At 33.8% G+C, this 15,520-nt stretch carries 13 protein-coding genes and 3 pseudogenes; 14 read left to right on the forward strand and 2 right to left on the reverse strand.

What is annotated here, in order from left to right:
• The first annotated feature begins 5 nt into the window (after positions 1-5).
• Positions 6-839 (forward strand): DUF3974 domain-containing protein, encoded by an 834-nt coding sequence (locus tag AC3WVZ_RS10730; RefSeq protein ID WP_000008371.1) that lies wholly within the window; start codon positions 6-8, stop codon positions 837-839.
• A gap of 167 nt (positions 840-1,006) precedes the next feature.
• A pseudogene (locus AC3WVZ_RS10735) lies at positions 1,007-2,158 on the forward strand (DUF6688 domain-containing protein).
• Between the two features lie 40 nt (positions 2,159-2,198).
• Here AC3WVZ_RS10735 and AC3WVZ_RS10740 read toward each other — a convergent pair.
• Positions 2,199-3,760: pseudogene (locus tag AC3WVZ_RS10740) on the reverse strand (glycoside hydrolase family 10-like protein).
• Positions 3,761-3,987: 227 nt separating this feature from the next.
• Here AC3WVZ_RS10740 and AC3WVZ_RS10745 point away from each other — a divergent pair.
• From AC3WVZ_RS10745 to AC3WVZ_RS10790, 10 genes and pseudogenes are all read left to right on the forward strand, one after another.
• On the forward strand, positions 3,988-4,293 hold the full coding sequence (locus AC3WVZ_RS10745; protein ID WP_000865907.1) for a PTS sugar transporter subunit IIB: 306 nt from the start codon (positions 3,988-3,990) through the stop codon (positions 4,291-4,293).
• 11 nt (positions 4,294-4,304) lie between these two features.
• The gene (locus AC3WVZ_RS10750) at positions 4,305-5,588 is read left to right on the forward strand and encodes a PTS sugar transporter subunit IIC (RefSeq protein WP_233936356.1); all 1,284 of its coding nucleotides are present in this window, start codon (positions 4,305-4,307) and stop codon (positions 5,586-5,588) included.
• Between the two features lie 78 nt (positions 5,589-5,666).
• Positions 5,667-5,933 carry a hypothetical protein gene (locus AC3WVZ_RS10755; protein ID WP_001021963.1) on the forward strand — a complete coding sequence of 89 codons (267 nt, stop codon included), beginning with the start codon at positions 5,667-5,669 and terminating at the stop codon, positions 5,931-5,933.
• A 22-nt stretch (positions 5,934-5,955) separates the two neighbouring features.
• Positions 5,956-7,125 (forward strand): annotated as a pseudogene (gene anmK, locus AC3WVZ_RS10760) (anhydro-N-acetylmuramic acid kinase AnmK); the annotation flags it as partial.
• Between the two features lies 1 nt (position 7,126).
• Positions 7,127-8,020 (forward strand): BadF/BadG/BcrA/BcrD ATPase family protein, encoded by an 894-nt coding sequence (locus AC3WVZ_RS10765; protein ID WP_233936357.1) that lies wholly within the window; start codon positions 7,127-7,129, stop codon positions 8,018-8,020.
• 137 nt (positions 8,021-8,157) lie between these two features.
• Entirely contained in the window at positions 8,158-8,706 is a 549-nt protein-coding gene (plsY, locus tag AC3WVZ_RS10770) for a glycerol-3-phosphate 1-O-acyltransferase PlsY (RefSeq protein ID WP_000610870.1), read from the forward strand.
• Between the two features lie 70 nt (positions 8,707-8,776).
• Positions 8,777-10,360 carry an aminotransferase class V-fold PLP-dependent enzyme gene (locus AC3WVZ_RS10775; protein WP_063219927.1) on the forward strand — a complete coding sequence of 528 codons (1,584 nt, stop codon included), beginning with the start codon at positions 8,777-8,779 and terminating at the stop codon, positions 10,358-10,360.
• A gap of 74 nt (positions 10,361-10,434) precedes the next feature.
• On the forward strand, positions 10,435-11,436 hold the full coding sequence (gene tdcB / locus AC3WVZ_RS10780; protein WP_000632959.1) for a bifunctional threonine ammonia-lyase/L-serine ammonia-lyase TdcB: 1,002 nt from the start codon (positions 10,435-10,437) through the stop codon (positions 11,434-11,436).
• A gap of 231 nt (positions 11,437-11,667) precedes the next feature.
• Positions 11,668-12,138, forward strand: a complete 471-nt coding sequence (locus tag AC3WVZ_RS10785; RefSeq protein WP_001030904.1) for a MarR family transcriptional regulator — start codon at positions 11,668-11,670, stop codon at positions 12,136-12,138.
• Positions 12,139-12,309: 171 nt separating this feature from the next.
• Complete coding sequence (locus tag AC3WVZ_RS10790) at positions 12,310-13,545, forward strand: MFS transporter (RefSeq protein WP_063219928.1); 1,236 nt, start codon at positions 12,310-12,312, stop codon at positions 13,543-13,545.
• 221 nt (positions 13,546-13,766) lie between these two features.
• Here AC3WVZ_RS10790 and AC3WVZ_RS10795 read toward each other — a convergent pair whose 3' ends face one another.
• Positions 13,767-14,096 (reverse strand): YkvA family protein, encoded by a 330-nt coding sequence (locus tag AC3WVZ_RS10795; RefSeq protein ID WP_025688168.1) that lies wholly within the window; start codon positions 14,094-14,096, stop codon positions 13,767-13,769.
• 247 nt (positions 14,097-14,343) lie between these two features.
• Between AC3WVZ_RS10795 and AC3WVZ_RS10800 the strand changes: the two genes are divergently transcribed.
• The gene (locus AC3WVZ_RS10800) at positions 14,344-15,030 is read left to right on the forward strand and encodes an MBL fold metallo-hydrolase (RefSeq protein ID WP_063219929.1); all 687 of its coding nucleotides are present in this window, start codon (positions 14,344-14,346) and stop codon (positions 15,028-15,030) included.
• Between the two features lie 159 nt (positions 15,031-15,189).
• Positions 15,190-15,459 (forward strand): hypothetical protein, encoded by a 270-nt coding sequence (locus AC3WVZ_RS10805; RefSeq protein WP_000535037.1) that lies wholly within the window; start codon positions 15,190-15,192, stop codon positions 15,457-15,459.
• The last annotated feature ends 61 nt before the right edge of the window (positions 15,460-15,520 follow it).

Consider the following 15,520-nt stretch of genomic DNA (forward strand, 5'->3'; position numbering starts at 1 on the left):
AACAAATGAGTTTCATTCAAACAGTACTATTACTACTCGGTACATTGCTTTTAATAGCATTTACTGTCGTTGTTTTAGTCGTATACTTCGGGCGGAAACTGTATTTTTCATGGACGAAGCCATATAAAAGAGCGCAAGATTCTTTAGATAAGATATCAAACAAATCAATACCGTTTCTACAAGAATTTACACAACATCCACTGTTTTATCGCTGGATTCGCACCGAAGGAAAGAAAGAACAAAATACATTAAATACTCTATTTTGTGCATCAGGTCAACGTACGAGAGAGCAAGTCTTCTCGATGTTACCGAAAGAAAAGCAGAAAAAAGTGCATGTAATGGCAAAAACTACGAAAAAGCTTACGAATGAAGATATTGATGTGGCTGCGATGAAAGTGAAAGATTTCTTAAGACAAGAAGCGCAGCAAACTGTAAAACCGACAGACTTATCATTTTACAAATTGTATTTTTATGACCGTTATCCAGACGCATTAAATACAATTCAAGCGTATAAACGCTCAATAAATCCTTCATTACAAAGAACGGTTGATGATATTACAATTTCAGTATTAAATGCACTTCCGTACTATCAAGAGCAACGCATGTTTGAACAACAACATAAACTTGAAACGTTCTTAATGAAAGATTTAACGGCCATGTTATCGTTGGTAGTACAATTACCACCTTCACAAAGACCAGAGAAGGAAGAAGAATTGAAAATCTACTTGGAAAATTTCCAAAAAGAAATGGAAGTAGTAGAGCGAGATATTCGCGACTCAATTGATCACGATTTAAATGTGAAGATGAGAGCAGCGACTGAGAAATTTAAGAATAAATAGAAGAGATCGCCTAAAAGTTGAATGTTTCAGCTTTTAGGCGTTTTTTTTGTAAATTGAGAGTGTTTAATCTTTTGTAAAATTGTATATGCAAACGTAAATAAATGGTAAAATATAGAGTGGTTTTTTGTACTTTGTGTAAATAATTATTATAAAAGGGGTATGGTATTGTGTTATTTGAGTTAGTCATCCTATTTGTAATTTTATTTTTATTTCTGGGCTATCCCATTAGTAAAGCTTGGGATAGTTTCCAATCGAAGAAGGAAAATTCCTCAAGTATACTAAAGTTCGAGCCACAGGAAATATTATCAATATGTTTGAGTTATTTTATATTTGGTTTAGGCATTATGTGGAATGCAAATGATGTAAGAGGAGGAATACCATTACATAAATTTGAAAAGAACGGAATGATGTCTGATCAATATGCTTCTTTAGCACATGACCACATTGCTATAGTAGTTCTCTTAGTTATTTTAGGTGCGGTTTCGTATTGGAGATTAACGAAAGGCCTAACAAAACTTTCACCAATATTTTATATTTTTTATAGTACTTTAATGATAGTAAACATTGTATATACATTCATCTATATTACCCATACAGGCTTTGCCTTTTATACGGAACTCGGAGGATTGAGATACATTCCAGTCTTTTGTATTCAAGTTGGGATGCTTGCATTTAGTCTATTATTCATAGCTAAATTAAGAAATACATTAGATTATTTCATACAATCTCAGAATGAGAAAGATTATACGCAGAGCAACAGAATTATATTATTGCTGTATCGTATTTCTTTTGGATATCAAAAAATGGCTACAGTCTGGATGATAAGTTTATTTCCTGTCTTGTTAATTATTCAATTCATTTTAATACTGTTTGGCCAAAAACCAGATAGTTTTATAAGAGTGTTTATGGAAACAAGTAGTTTTAATTATTCTAAGATTCCTGCCCCAAGTCCTCAAATTGTCTCCGGGGATGGGCATTATTTATGTACAGTTTCTGTGAAAGGCCATAAAAACATCGTTAAGCCATTACGAGCAGGAATTAGGCATGGGGAAAGAATTACAGTTAATCGACAGTTATTAATTGCGAACGCTTTTGAAAATGTAATTTAGGAGCGGGTACCAAAATGTCATAAAGTTATTCGTAATTTTTATGATAAATACGGTTATCCGATTAGTAAACATATTAATACGAAATGGTCGGCTGATTTTGTTTATATTTTAATGAAGCCACTAGAATGGTTCTTCTTATTTGTACTTTACACAGTAGATAAAAACCCTGAGAATAGAATTCATATTCAATATAGTGAACTACGAAAATAAAAGTAAGAGCCCGCATTCAAAAAAATGGGGGCTCTTACTTTTATTTTGCTTGAATAGTAGATTTACTAGAAGCCACACTTTCATTATGCAATCGATCAACTGCAGTTACGACATAGGTATACGTTTCTCCGGAAATAGCGGTTTTATCTACATAAATTTCTCCAAGCTTTGTTTTTCTTACAGTAGTAAGTAAATTTTTGGGATTTTGTATATCCACTTCATTTTTCCCATTCACGCGGTAAATAGCGTAATAAGCAGAATCATTATCTCTATTGTCAATGATACCAATTGCAATACCTTCATCTCTTGGAATGGCGCCTTTTAAAGTCGGTTGTTTTGGTGGATCATGATCAAGCCAAGGCATAGGCGGGATTAATGCAGGATGTTTATATATGTTTTTTGAAAGGCTATCTTTAACTCCGAGTGGATTGTTATTAATATCTTTTAAGCTAAAATGCATACTACCTTTTATATCAGGATATAGCCGGTTTAATGCAATTTGTTTTGGATATTCTTCTGGATCAGACCAAGCAGGGACGGAGTTATTATTAATTTTATAGGCCGCTTGACCGATGTATAGGTGAAGCGGTTTGTTATTTGTTTCTTTTTAACCCACCAATCTATTAATATGTCATATGCAGCTGGGGTGAAACCTATATTCCAATATATTTGCGGTGTAATGTAGTCAATATATCCTTTTTGTATCCACTCACGTGTGTCAGCATAAAGGTCATCATAGTTTCTTTGGCCTGCGGTTGTGTTAGAGCCAGTGGGATCGTCAGCTATATTTCGCCATACGCCGAACGGACTAATGCCAAACTTTACATATGATTTTTCTTGTTTTATAGCAGTATTTAAATCTTTTACAAGTTCATTTACATTGTTACGTCGCCAATCTTCTATATTTGTAAATCTACCATTATTATATGTTTCGTACGTTTTCTGATCTGGAAATTCTTCACCGGCTACTTTATATGGGTAAAAATAATCATCCATATGCAGCGCATCAATATCGTAATTTTGTACGATTTCTAAAGCGCCTTCTGTTATAAATTTTTTCACTTCCGGAATACCGGGATTGTAATATAACTTTCCGCCATAAGTGACAACCCAATCGGGATGTTGCCTTGCAGGGTGATTATTTGATAATCGATTTATATCGGTGTGATTCATCGTTATTCGGTATGGGTTAATCCAAGCGTGGAATTCTATATTTCTTTTATGAGTTTCTTCAATCATAAATGCGAGCGGGTCATAACCAGGATCTTTTCCTTGTGTTCCTGTAATGTATTCAGACCAAGGACCGTAATTTGAAGGATAGAAAGCATCAGCGGTTGGTTTAATTTGTACAACAACTGCATTCATACCAGTGCTTTTTACATCGTCTAATAATCTGATAAATTCTTGCTTCTGTTTTTCAATAGGTAAGCCAGTTTTTGAGGGTCAATCAATATTCAGAACTGATGCGATCCATACAGCACGTAATTCATGTTTTTTGTACGTAGTATTTACTTCAGCATAAGTAAAGTGAGGGGGAATGAAAGAGAAAGGGATGAACAAGATAACGATACAACATATCATTAATAAACGTTTAACGATCATTTATACGCCTCCCTATCATATGATTATTTAAAATAATATATGAGGCGAGGTTGACTTTGCAATAGAGAAAATTGCATATTGAAACATTAATTTAATAGGAAAAATATTTTTAATGAAATTTACTTTCATTATAACTAAATTCATTTACTACTTCATATGCTTGTTAGTAAAGTGAAACTTCCTTTCATTTGAAGAGTAATAAATTATAAGTATAGGAGGATTAATAAATGAAAGTTTTGTTCGTCTGTTCTGGAGGAATGTCCAGCGCAATTGTTGTAAACGCTTTAAAAAAAGAAGCGGAGAAAAATGGTGTGAACATGGAAGTGCATGCAATTGGAACGAATGAGGTAGAGGAAGAAGTAAAGAATGGCTGGGATGTCGTAATGGTAGCACCTCAAATAAGACACCGATTTGACTCTGTAAAAAAATTTGCAGAGGAGGAATCTATTCCGTGTGGCATCATACCGCCGCAAGCATACACACCGCTTGGTGGCCCGACTTTATTAAAAACTGTAAATGAATTAATCAGTTAGGGGGAAACGTTATGAATAAGTTTGTCACGTTTCTTGATAAAAACTTATCTGGACCGATGGCAAGGCTTTCTAAGCAGAGACATTTACAAGCAATCCGTGATGGAGTTATTTCGGCGTTACCATTTATTATAGTAGGAAGCTTCTTTTTAATAGTAGCATTTCCACCACTGCCGAAAGATAGTTTCATATCAGTTTGGGCATTAAAGAATCAAACAAGTATATTGATACCATATCGTTTAACCATGTTTATTATGTCTTTATATATCGCATTTGGAATAGGATATAATTTAGCGAAAAGTTATAAATTAGATGCTTTATCAGGAGCACAGCTCGCGGTATGTTCACTACTTTTAACATTAACGCCTGAGTTAATTGATAAAAAAGGATTCATGCTTCCGATGACAAATCTCGGAGGTCATGGATTATTTGTGACGATGATTGTTTCTATTTTATCCGTAGAGATTTTAAGATTTTGTAAGAAGAAAAATGTAATGATTAAAATGCCAGAACAAGTACCGCCATCTGTATCGCGTTCATTTGAAGCACTTATACCTGCAGCATTCGTTATTATTATAATGAGTCTAGTAACTGTCGTTTTTAGCATTGATTTACACCATGTTGTTGATAAATTAGCAGCACCATTAGTAAAAGCTGGGGATAGTTACTTCGGTGTAATGATTCCAGTGTTTTTAATTACGTTTTTTTGGTCATTCGGAATCCATGGTGTGTCGGTTGTTGGAACTGTTGCTCGGCCATTATGGGAAGTATACCTAGGGAAAAATGGTGAAGCAGTTGCTAGTGGAGCAGATCAGTTGCCATTTATTTCACCAGAGCCGTTATATCAATGGTTTATATGGATTGGCGGTTCTGGTGCGACGTTAGGGCTTGTATTAGCTATGATTGTATTTGGTCGATCGAAATATTCGAAAGCATTGTCAAGAACTTGTATTGTTCCGGGTATTTTTAATATTAATGAACCAGTCATATTCGGATTACCGATTGTACTAAATCCAATTTTAATTATCCCCTTTATCATTACACCACTTGTAACAGCAACTGTTGCATATTCAGCAACTGCGATGGGATTTGTAACACCAACGCATATTATGCCGCCATGGACATTACCTGCTCCAATTGGTGCATATTTAGCAACAGGAGGAGATTGGCGTGCGGTTGTATTAGTTTTTATAAATATAGCAATATCGTTCCTTATTTATTTACCATTCTTTAAAATGTACGACAAAAATATGCTTGAAATTGAAAAAAATGGTGACGGGGAATCTGTTAATCCTTAATCTGCACGCTGTTATTTTGAGTGATAGACTTTTTGTCTATCACTTCTTTCACATTAAAACTAGAAAGGGGGAAATAGAATGAATATAAAATTTAGTTATAAAGGCGTATTTTTATTATTATTTGGAGTGATTTGTGCAAATTTACTTTTTGTCCCTTTATTAGGCATGCTAAATCTATCACAAATGCATAGTATCTGGCTTGTTACAAGTATTGCGGCAAGCGTTTTGCTTACGGTAGTTGTTTCTTTCATTGATGGATCGTTTGCATCGAAAGCTCAGTTGTTTTTTAGATTTATATTGTTTTCGATTGGTTGTACGTTCGTTACTTACATGATTGTTTTTTAGTAAATAGGAGGTCATGCACGTTATGTATATTGCAGGGGTAATGTCTGGTACTTCATTAGATGGAATAGATGTAGCGCTCGTTCATATAGAAGGAAGTGGTGTAGATTCTAAAATCGAACTCATCCATTTTACTACTGTTCCATTTTGTAATGATATGAAAAATGAGATCCAACAAGCGTTATCAATTGAAACTTCGAATGTCCAACTTATATGTAGTTTAAATTTTAAACTTGGTTTATGCTTCGCCAATGCTGTAAAGGAAGTTTGTAAAGAGGCCAATTTTCCTTTGAGACAATTAGATTTAATAGGCTCTCACGGACAAACGATTTATCATCAGCCAAAGCAAGAAGGGAATATTATTTCTTCAACATTGCAAATTGGGGAACCAGCAGTAATAGCATATGAAACGAACACGACGGTTATCTCGAATTTCCGAACGATGGACATGGCGGCAGGGGGACAAGGTGCACCACTTGTACCATATTCAGAGATTATTTTATATCGGCATCAAACTAAAAATAGACTACTACAAAATATTGGTGGGATTAGTAATGTTACAGTGGTTCCAAGTAAACGAAGTAAAGAGAGTGTTATTGCTTTCGATACTGGACCAGGCAACATGGTAATCGATGAAGTATGTCAAAGATTATTTCATGTACCATATGATCAAAATGGTTGGATTGCAAAGCAGGGGGTAGTTGTAGATGAAATTTTAACATACTGTATGAACCATCCATTTTTGAACATGAAACCACCAAAATCAACAGGTAGAGAACAGTTTGGAGAAGCGTTTGTGACTGAATTATTGAATCGATTTAAAAAGCATAGTAAAGAAAATATATTGGCAACTGTCACGATGTTTACAGCATGTTCAATTGTTCATCATTATAAGGCGTTTATTTTGCCGTATTATGAAATTGATGAGGTGATTTTAGGTGGTGGTGGAAGTTATAATAACACACTTGTTGAAATGTTACGGAATGGATTAAGAGAAGAGAAATGTAGCATATGTATACAAGAAGATATTGGTCATTCTTCAGCAGCGAAAGAAGCAATTGCATTTGCTATTTTAGCAAACGAAACGTATCATCGTAATCCGAGTAATGTGCCGAGCGCAACAGGTGCTAAGAATTCCGTAATTTTAGGGAATATAACATTCCCTCCATACGCAGATGAAAATGAGGCGAACATATATGAAGTATATGATTGGAGTAGATGGCGGGGGAACGAAGACCGAGGCAATTGCATTTGATAAAGACGGAAATGAACTTGTAAGAGCTACCAGTGGTTTTGGAAACATATTAATAGATTTTGAAGAAGCTCTTGTGCATATTATGGAAGCAATTAATCAATGCCAGAAGAGTTTAATAAATGGGCATTGTGTTTGTGTTTGTTTAGGATTAGCTGGTATAAGCGGAGCGAATACAAATGAATTAACATTACGTTTAAAAAAGAAATACGGAACAAAAATTGAAATTTTTAATGATGCAATGATCGCACATGCAGCTGCTTTAAAAGGTAAGGATGGAATATTAACTATAGGTGGTACAGGTGCAATTTGTATAGGAAAAAAAGGAGCAGTATATCAGTATAGCGGTGGATGGGGACATATTTTAGGAGATGAGGGGAGCGGATATTGGATTGCATTACAAGCTTTAAAGAAAATGGCAATTCAGTTCGATCAAGGAATCAGTCTTTGTCCATTGAGTTTGAATATTCAAAGGCAGTTTCAACTTTTGACACCGTCTCATATAAAAAGCTTAGTATATACTTCTTCTAAAGATAAAATTGCAGCAATCGCCCCATTAGTTATTCAGGAAGCGAGAGATGGCAATGATGATGCGCATGAAATTATGATGCAAGCTGGAAAGGAATTAGCAAGGATTACAGTAAATGTTTATAACAAGTTGAACTTTAAGCACTCAACGCCAATTGCAGTAAGTGGCAGTATATTGCGTTTAGTTCCTGAAATATTTGCTGTATTTAAGAAATGGTGTGAAGAAAGTATGAAAGAAATTACATTCGTATCACAAGCAGAAATGGCAGTGAAAGGAACATATTATTTAATGAGGGATATATATTTTTAAAAATAGGTATGAGAATTTTTGTATGATTTGTAAAAATATGATGTTAAAATGTATAAAGGGATGTATGTTAAAAACGTACAATATACGTAGTAATTGAATATTGTATATGTATTCCCATGTAGAAAGTGAATGATTACATGATTAATAGTATGCAGTTTTTATATTTGGTGGCTTCTTATTTAATTGGAAACATATTGACCGCTTATATAGTAACAAAATTGAGACATAACGTTGATATTAGGGATGAAGGAAGCGGAAATCCTGGCGCAAGAAATATGGGGCGCGTATATGGAAAAGGGTATTTCATCGCTACATTTTTAGGGGATGCAATTAAAGGGGCAATCGTTGTTGCTGTAGCAAAATACCTTTTTGAAGATCCTACATTCGTAATGTTAACATTATTGGCCGTTATTATTGGACATATTTATCCAGTTTTATTTAAAGGCAAGGGCGGTAAAGGTATTTCAACATTTATAGGAGGACTAATCGCATTTGATTATTTGATAGCGCTTACCCTCTTAGGCATTTTTATTGTATTTTATTTAATATTTAAAGGGTTTACGAAGCCAGGACTAATTACGATTGCTTGTTTACCAATTTGTATGATTCTTTATTCTTATTCTATTGTTACCACTATATTAAGTGGAATAATTATTGTACTCATTCTATATGTAAATCGAGAATAAAATGAATGTTTAATAAGTGGGGATAATCTCCACTTATCATTTTTTATTAAATAGATAAAGGAGATAAGGCATGGGGTTAATTTATAAAGTTGCTGATCAAGATTGGGAATTTGAAAGTATACATAAATTGAATTATAAAACTTTTGTAGAAGAGATACCACAACATGAAGAAACGAAAGAACGGTTTCGTATAGATCGGTTTCATAAAGAAAATACATATTTAATTTGTTTAGATGAGGATAGATTAGTAGGTATGGTCGCAGTGCGGGGAAAACGACCATTCTCGTTAGATTATAAAATTTCAAATTTAGATATTTATTTGCAAGAGCATGGAGAAAAAGTGTATGAAATTCGTTTACTTTCAGTAGAACGTGAATATAGAAATGGAAGAGCGTTGTTAGGATTAATTCGTTTTCTACATCGTTATTTGCTTCTAAATGGATATGAATTAGCACTCATTTCTGCAACAACACGTGAACTAGCTTTATATGAGCAAATGGGATTCAAATCTTTCCATACGTTAGTTGGTACAGAAGAAGCAGCCTTCCAGCCAATGTATGTTACCCCTGCTATGTTTGAAGAGTCGAGTGTTGGGGGGATTATGACGAAAGAATATACGTTTTTACCTGGTCCAGTAGATATTGAAGAGAACGTTCGAAAGGCATTTTCTACGCGACCTATTTCCCATCGCTCTAAGTCATTTCAAGTGATGATGGACAATGTGAAAAAACGGTTACTTCACATGACAAAAGCAAAACATGTACAGCTTATGTTAGGAACAGGGACGTTAGCAAATGATGCGATTGCTTTACAGTTACGTTCTTTAAAAGGGAAAGGACTAGTATTAACAAATGGGGAATTTGGTAATAGATTAGTTGGACATGCAAAACGAGCACGGTTACATTTTGATACGTATAAAAAGGAAATGGGAGATCCATTTATTTATACCGAATTAGAAGAAATTATGACAACTGGAAATTATGAATGGATTTGGTTTGTTCATCATGAAACATCTACTGGAATGTTAAACGATTTAAACGAGCTAAATACTCTTTGTAACGAGAATCAAATGAAACTGTGTGTAGATTGCATAAGCTCAATTGGAGCGATACCATTAGACTTGAAGGATGTGTATTTTGCAAGTGGTGTTAGCGGTAAAGCGATTAAATCATATACAGGAATTTCTTTCGTTTTTCATAACCACATTGTAAAAATAAACGAGGCTGTGCCGGCCTATATGGACATTGGCATGTATGAAGAAAATGAAAGTATTCCATACTCACAATCATGGAATTTAATTTATGCATTGCAAGAAGCGTTGAAGAGATTTGAAGATGAAAAGACATTTGTAAAAATTAAAGAGACATATGATTATGTTGAAGAAGTTATTACTGATATGGGTTTAAAGCTTGTTTCACCTAAAGAACATGCCGCGCCAATTATACTTACTATTGTATTGAGCGAAGATTATTCTTCTAAAGTAGTAGGCGATACATTAGCATTACAAGGATACATCGTTCATTATGAGTCATCTTATTTACAAAAGAATAATTGGATCCAAATTGCATGTTTAAATCATTATAAAGAACGCGATATGAAGAGGATGTTAAATTGTTTGCAAATGTGTTTATTTCAGAGTGGGGTACATATATAAAGACTTTTTCTTTTCGTATAAAGGAGCTACGACTTACGAAAACTTAGGAATAGAACATTGGAAGAGGTGTCAGTATGATAACTAGAAAACTACCATTACATATAGACGATATTAAAAAAGCTCACAAAATTCTAGATAGAAATGCTCGTAAAACGCCATTAGTAAAATCTTTTTACTTAACTAGTAAAACGGGTGGAGAAATTCATTTGAAGTTAGAAAATATGCAATTAACGGGTTCTTTTAAATTTCGTGGCGCATTTAATAAAATGTCGCGGCTCACGGATCAAGAAAAAGAAAGAGGTGTAATTGCATGTTCAGCAGGTAATCATGCACAAGGAGTTGCATTATCTGCTCATTTACTCGGTATTAAGAGTAAAATTGTTATGCCAATTTCTGCACCTCAGGCAAAAGTTGAAGCAACAAAAGGATATGGATCTGAAGTGATTTTACATGGTGAAACCTTTGATGATGCAAAGGTAAAATGTGAAGAAATTATAAGGGAAACAGGTGAAACATACTTACATCCATATGATGATGTAGAGGTAATGGCTGGTCAAGGTACAATTGGATTAGACATTCTTGATGATATGTGGGATGTAGATACTGTCATTGTACCAATAGGTGGAGGCGGAATTATTTCTGGTATTTCTGTAGCATTGAAATCTTTTAATCCATCCATTAATATAATTGGTGTCCAAGCAGATAATGTTCATGGAATGAAGGCATCTTACGATAAAGGAGCAATCGTAGAACACTATGAGGCGCCTACTATTGCAGATGGTTGCGCAGTTAAAATACCAGGTGAATTAACATTTGAAATTGTAAAAGAATTAGTAGATGATATTGTAACTGTATCAGAAAAAGAGCTGGAAGTAGCGATGAAAGATTTATTACAACGTGGGAAAGCTGTTGTAGAAGGTGCAGGTGCATTAGCAACTGCTGCACTTCTTGCAGGAAAAGTTGATAGTTATATAAAAGGGAAAAAAGTAGTGGCTGTTATATCTGGTGGGAACGTGGACTTACAGCGCATATCAAGTGTATGTGAGCACTTTTTTGTCGCTAATGAAGTGAAATAGTTTTATGAAAGAAGAGCTAAGAGAAATGATTTTAGCTCTTACTTTTTGTCTACCGTTTACTGTAAGTAGAAATAAACTTGCAAAATTTGCTGTTTAAAAATTATTTTATTTAAGCGCCTATTTTTACACATATCTTTAATGTTATAATAATTATTTCAATATTGTCGAAACGTAAGCAGAAATTTAATATAATAGTTTTAATGTGCTAATGAGCGGTGAGGAGGGCAGGGCATGAATAAAGAAGAACAGGTCATGAACGGTTTCAGGGAATTATATAATAAGCTGGTTTGGCTTAATAAAGATAAGATGGAAGAGGGTCTTAAAGGTTTTAAGTCTTCTGAAGTCCACTGCATTGAATATATTGAAAACAATGCAGATTCTAACGTGACACAACTCGCAGAGGCTTTTTATGTGACTCGCGGTGCTATAAGTAGAATGACTAAGAAGCTCATACAAAAAGGCCTTGTTGAAAGCTACCAAAAGTCAGAAAATAAGAAAGAAATTTATTTTAGGCTTACCGAACAAGGGAAAGAAATTTATAAAATCCATGAAAATTTGCATAAAGAGTTTCAAGAGCGAGATAAAGCTGTATTTGAACAAGTGACTGAAGAAGAATTCAACAGTATAATTAGCTTTGTGGAAAAGTATAGTAGACATTTGGATGCAGAAATAAAGAAACAAGGTATACATATTAAATCGTAATATATTTTAATAATAAAGTGAAACTTTAATCAGTGGGGGCTTCATCTCCACTGATTATCAGCCCTCACCAATCGGGCTTTTACGGGCAGCCTTACTCTAATGAGAATAGGCTGCTTTTTTATTATTTTATTTTTATTGACTAATCAACAAAATTTTTAGGAGAGAAGTTAAATGTCTATATTTAGATCGAAAAATGAAAGGGGAACTGAAAAAAGCATAGATAAACATGCTTTACTATTCGGACTTATTTCTGTATTTCTTTGTGGTATAGGTTTCAGTATCATCATGCCTGTAGTCCCATTCTTAGTACAGCCATATACAAGTAATCCGGAAGAACAAGCATTGGTTGTTACACTACTAACTTCCGTATATGCGGCCTGCGTGTTTTTAGCTGCACCAGTACTCGGAGCTTTAAGCGATAAGTATGGCCGTCGTCCATTACTTTTAATATGCTTATTTGGTTCTGCAATTGGGTACTTAGTTTTTGGAATAGGAGGAGCTTTATGGGTACTATTTGCTGGACGCATAATAGAAGGAATAACAGGCGGGAGCATAAGTACTATCTTCGCATATTTTGCAGACATCATTCCAAAAGAACAGAGAACGAAATATTTTGGATGGGTGAGTGCAGTTGTAGGTGCGGGAACTATCATTGGCCCAACCATTGGGGGGATACTTGCCAAGTTTGGTGATACTGTACCTATATATTTTGGTGCAATCATAACGTTAATAAATGTTGTATATGGGATCAAATATATGCCTGAGAGCCTTGAAAAAAATAATAGGTTGAAAGAGATTACGTTTGTAAGGTTAAATCCTTTTGTACAGCTAGCAAACATACTTTCCATGAAAAATTTAAAGTGGTTACTTGTCTCAGCGTTTTTACTTTGGATACCTAACGGATCTTTACAAGCAATTTTCACGCAATTTACAATGGATACTTTCAGTTGGAAACCTGTATTAATCGGACTTATGTTTTCAATTTTGGGCTTTCAAGACATTGTTTCACAAAGTTTTATCATGCCAAAGCTTTTGATCAAGCTTAGTGATAAACAAATAGCAATTCTTGGGATGGTTTCGGAGATTATAGGATACAGTTTTATTGCGGCATCAGCTTTGTTTTCACTCTATCCACTACTTATCGCTGGGATGCTGATGTATGGTTTTGGGGATTCAATTTTCGGACCTTCATTCAACGGGATGCTTTCAAAGTCTGTCAGTTCTAGTGAACAAGGAAGGATTCAAGGTGGAAGCCAATCTATTCAAGCTTTAGCAAGAATGATTGGTCCTATTCTTGGAGGACAAATCTATGTATCACTTGGTCATGCCGCACCTGCTTTTATGGGTATGATTCTTATAGTAGCGGCAATAGCAGTTTTATATAAGGGAACGCATGAAACTGTATAACAGATAGATATAAGAATAAATAAAAGGGAGTCAGAACTTAGGAACAAGTGCTGATTCCCTATTTGTTTACGGTTTGAGAGCTAAGAGAAAAGTTTTTGTTTAGGAATTTATTCTGCTATGCTCTCATGGTGAAGGGTAATATTCAGTGAGGTGGAACTATCATTAATTACAGTTAGCTTTATTTGAAAGTAAAAAGGTAGGTAAATGACTAGATAGTTTCATTATGCTTGTGCTGAAGTAAATAATGACTCCATCTTTACTTTGCTCTTCTCTCGAATTTCAGCATCTACGTGTCTCATCACGTATTTATGCGCTACAGCGATTGCTAAAACATCATCTAATAAGCCGATCCCAATAATAGCAGCTATATCTGGAATGAAATCAATTGTTAATACGTAATAAGATAAAGCGGCTAATATTATGAATTTCGCTTTATTAGGTAATTCTTTCTTTTTCATTGTATAGAATAAAATAATACTTTCATATACGCTGGATTTACCGAGGTTTACAGAGCTTTTTTTGAACTTTTTCCAAAGTGTCTGTTTCTCCATATAAACACTCCTTTTACAAAAACATAGATTTTTTAAAAGGATGGACAAAGAAGTGAGAGATTAATCAATTTTATTGTTTTTCTTAATTATATATTTCCATAAAAATAGGGGAATACCTGTTCAAAATAATATAATGTGGATTATGCAACGATTCACAGTGTTCCGCTAAATAGTATATATATTGTAAGATGTATGTGGATCATTTAGTTATTATTATGCATTTTATAAGCGGTATGGGGGAAGAAAAATGAAAATAATAGAACTACCAATTGAATTCGAATTTAACGGGCAAAAACAATGTGTTTATCCAAGTTTAATTATAGTACATAATGAATTAACGTTAGTTGATACAGGATATCCAAGTTTTTTACCTTTAATTGAAAATGCAATATTAAAACATGGATATGAGATGAAAAACTTAAAGAATATAATTATTACCCATTATGATGACGATCATATAGGGGCTGTATATGATTTTAAAGTGAAATATCCAAATATTAATGTTATTGCTAGTGAAATTGAATCTAACTATATTAATGGTGATATAAAATCAGAGAGGTTAGTTCAAGCTGAAGAAATGTTAGAACGTATGCCCAATGAAGAAAAAGAATTTGGCAAATGGTTTATACAACAGTTAAAAAATATAAAACATATTTCCGTCGATGAAAAAGTACATGATGGTCAAATGATTTTGAATAATGAATGTCAAGTAGTGGCAACGCCAGGACATACTTCGGGGCATATTTCATTATATTTTCCGAATTTAGACTGTGTAATTACGGGAGATGCGGCTGTTCAAGAGAATCGTGAGTTAGTAATAGCTAATCCGAATTTTTGTTTGGATATAGAAAAAGCGAAACAGTCTTTAAATAGGATTAAAAGTTTTAAAGCAGCACAGTATTATTGCTATCATGGAGGAAAGCTTACTGTATAAATTAATGAAAACCGGTCTTTCCTAAATCGAAAAGATCGGTTTTTTAGTTCATATATTTTGCGATTTCAACCAAATCAGTAACATTATATTTCGGTAAAATTGAAATATATATGTAAAGAAGAATATATATAATTTGAGCAAGGGTATAGGGGGGAGAAAATGGGTTCGTTATTTGATGTAATAGCAGATATCATTTTATTTTATCCTCGAAATGACATGAAATTGAAACACCATATCGCAAAATTAAGTGAATTAGAGTGGTTTCGAAATCTACATGAAGATCCGAAGTATACAAGTTTAATTTGGAGTAATAGAAAAATTAAGAAGTTCATTTTGTCTTCTACTAACATGGAAACATTAATAAAATCTGAGAAAAAGCAAAAAGAATTTGTTCATCTAGTACAGGATGAATATAAAAAAAGAAGATAAGAATTTTTTTATTTTTCATATTTGGCGAAACAAATGGTACAATGAAAGCTAATGTGAAAAA

The sequence above is a fragment of the Bacillus sp. CPT56D-587-MTF genome, from assembly GCF_058792335.1.

Bases quoted from the DNA above. Each gene is read 5' to 3' on its own strand.
- AC3WVZ_RS10730 (WP_000008371.1), top strand. From the start codon at position 6: ATGAGTTTCATTCAAACAGTACTATTACTACTCGGTACATTGCTTTTA.
- AC3WVZ_RS10745 (WP_000865907.1), top strand. From the start codon at position 3,988: ATGAAAGTTTTGTTCGTCTGTTCTGGAGGAATGTCCAGCGCAATTGTT.
- AC3WVZ_RS10750 (WP_233936356.1), top strand. From the start codon at position 4,305: ATGAATAAGTTTGTCACGTTTCTTGATAAAAACTTATCTGGACCGATG.
- AC3WVZ_RS10755 (WP_001021963.1), top strand. From the start codon at position 5,667: ATGAATATAAAATTTAGTTATAAAGGCGTATTTTTATTATTATTTGGA.
- AC3WVZ_RS10765 (WP_233936357.1), top strand. From the start codon at position 7,127: ATGAAGTATATGATTGGAGTAGATGGCGGGGGAACGAAGACCGAGGCA.
- plsY (WP_000610870.1), top strand. From the start codon at position 8,158: ATGATTAATAGTATGCAGTTTTTATATTTGGTGGCTTCTTATTTAATT.
- AC3WVZ_RS10775 (WP_063219927.1), top strand. From the start codon at position 8,777: ATGGGGTTAATTTATAAAGTTGCTGATCAAGATTGGGAATTTGAAAGT.
- tdcB (WP_000632959.1), top strand. From the start codon at position 10,435: ATGATAACTAGAAAACTACCATTACATATAGACGATATTAAAAAAGCT.
- AC3WVZ_RS10785 (WP_001030904.1), top strand. From the start codon at position 11,668: ATGAATAAAGAAGAACAGGTCATGAACGGTTTCAGGGAATTATATAAT.
- AC3WVZ_RS10790 (WP_063219928.1), top strand. From the start codon at position 12,310: ATGTCTATATTTAGATCGAAAAATGAAAGGGGAACTGAAAAAAGCATA.
- AC3WVZ_RS10795 (WP_025688168.1), bottom strand. From the start codon at position 14,096: ATGGAGAAACAGACACTTTGGAAAAAGTTCAAAAAAAGCTCTGTAAAC.
- AC3WVZ_RS10800 (WP_063219929.1), top strand. From the start codon at position 14,344: ATGAAAATAATAGAACTACCAATTGAATTCGAATTTAACGGGCAAAAA.
- AC3WVZ_RS10805 (WP_000535037.1), top strand. From the start codon at position 15,190: ATGGGTTCGTTATTTGATGTAATAGCAGATATCATTTTATTTTATCCT.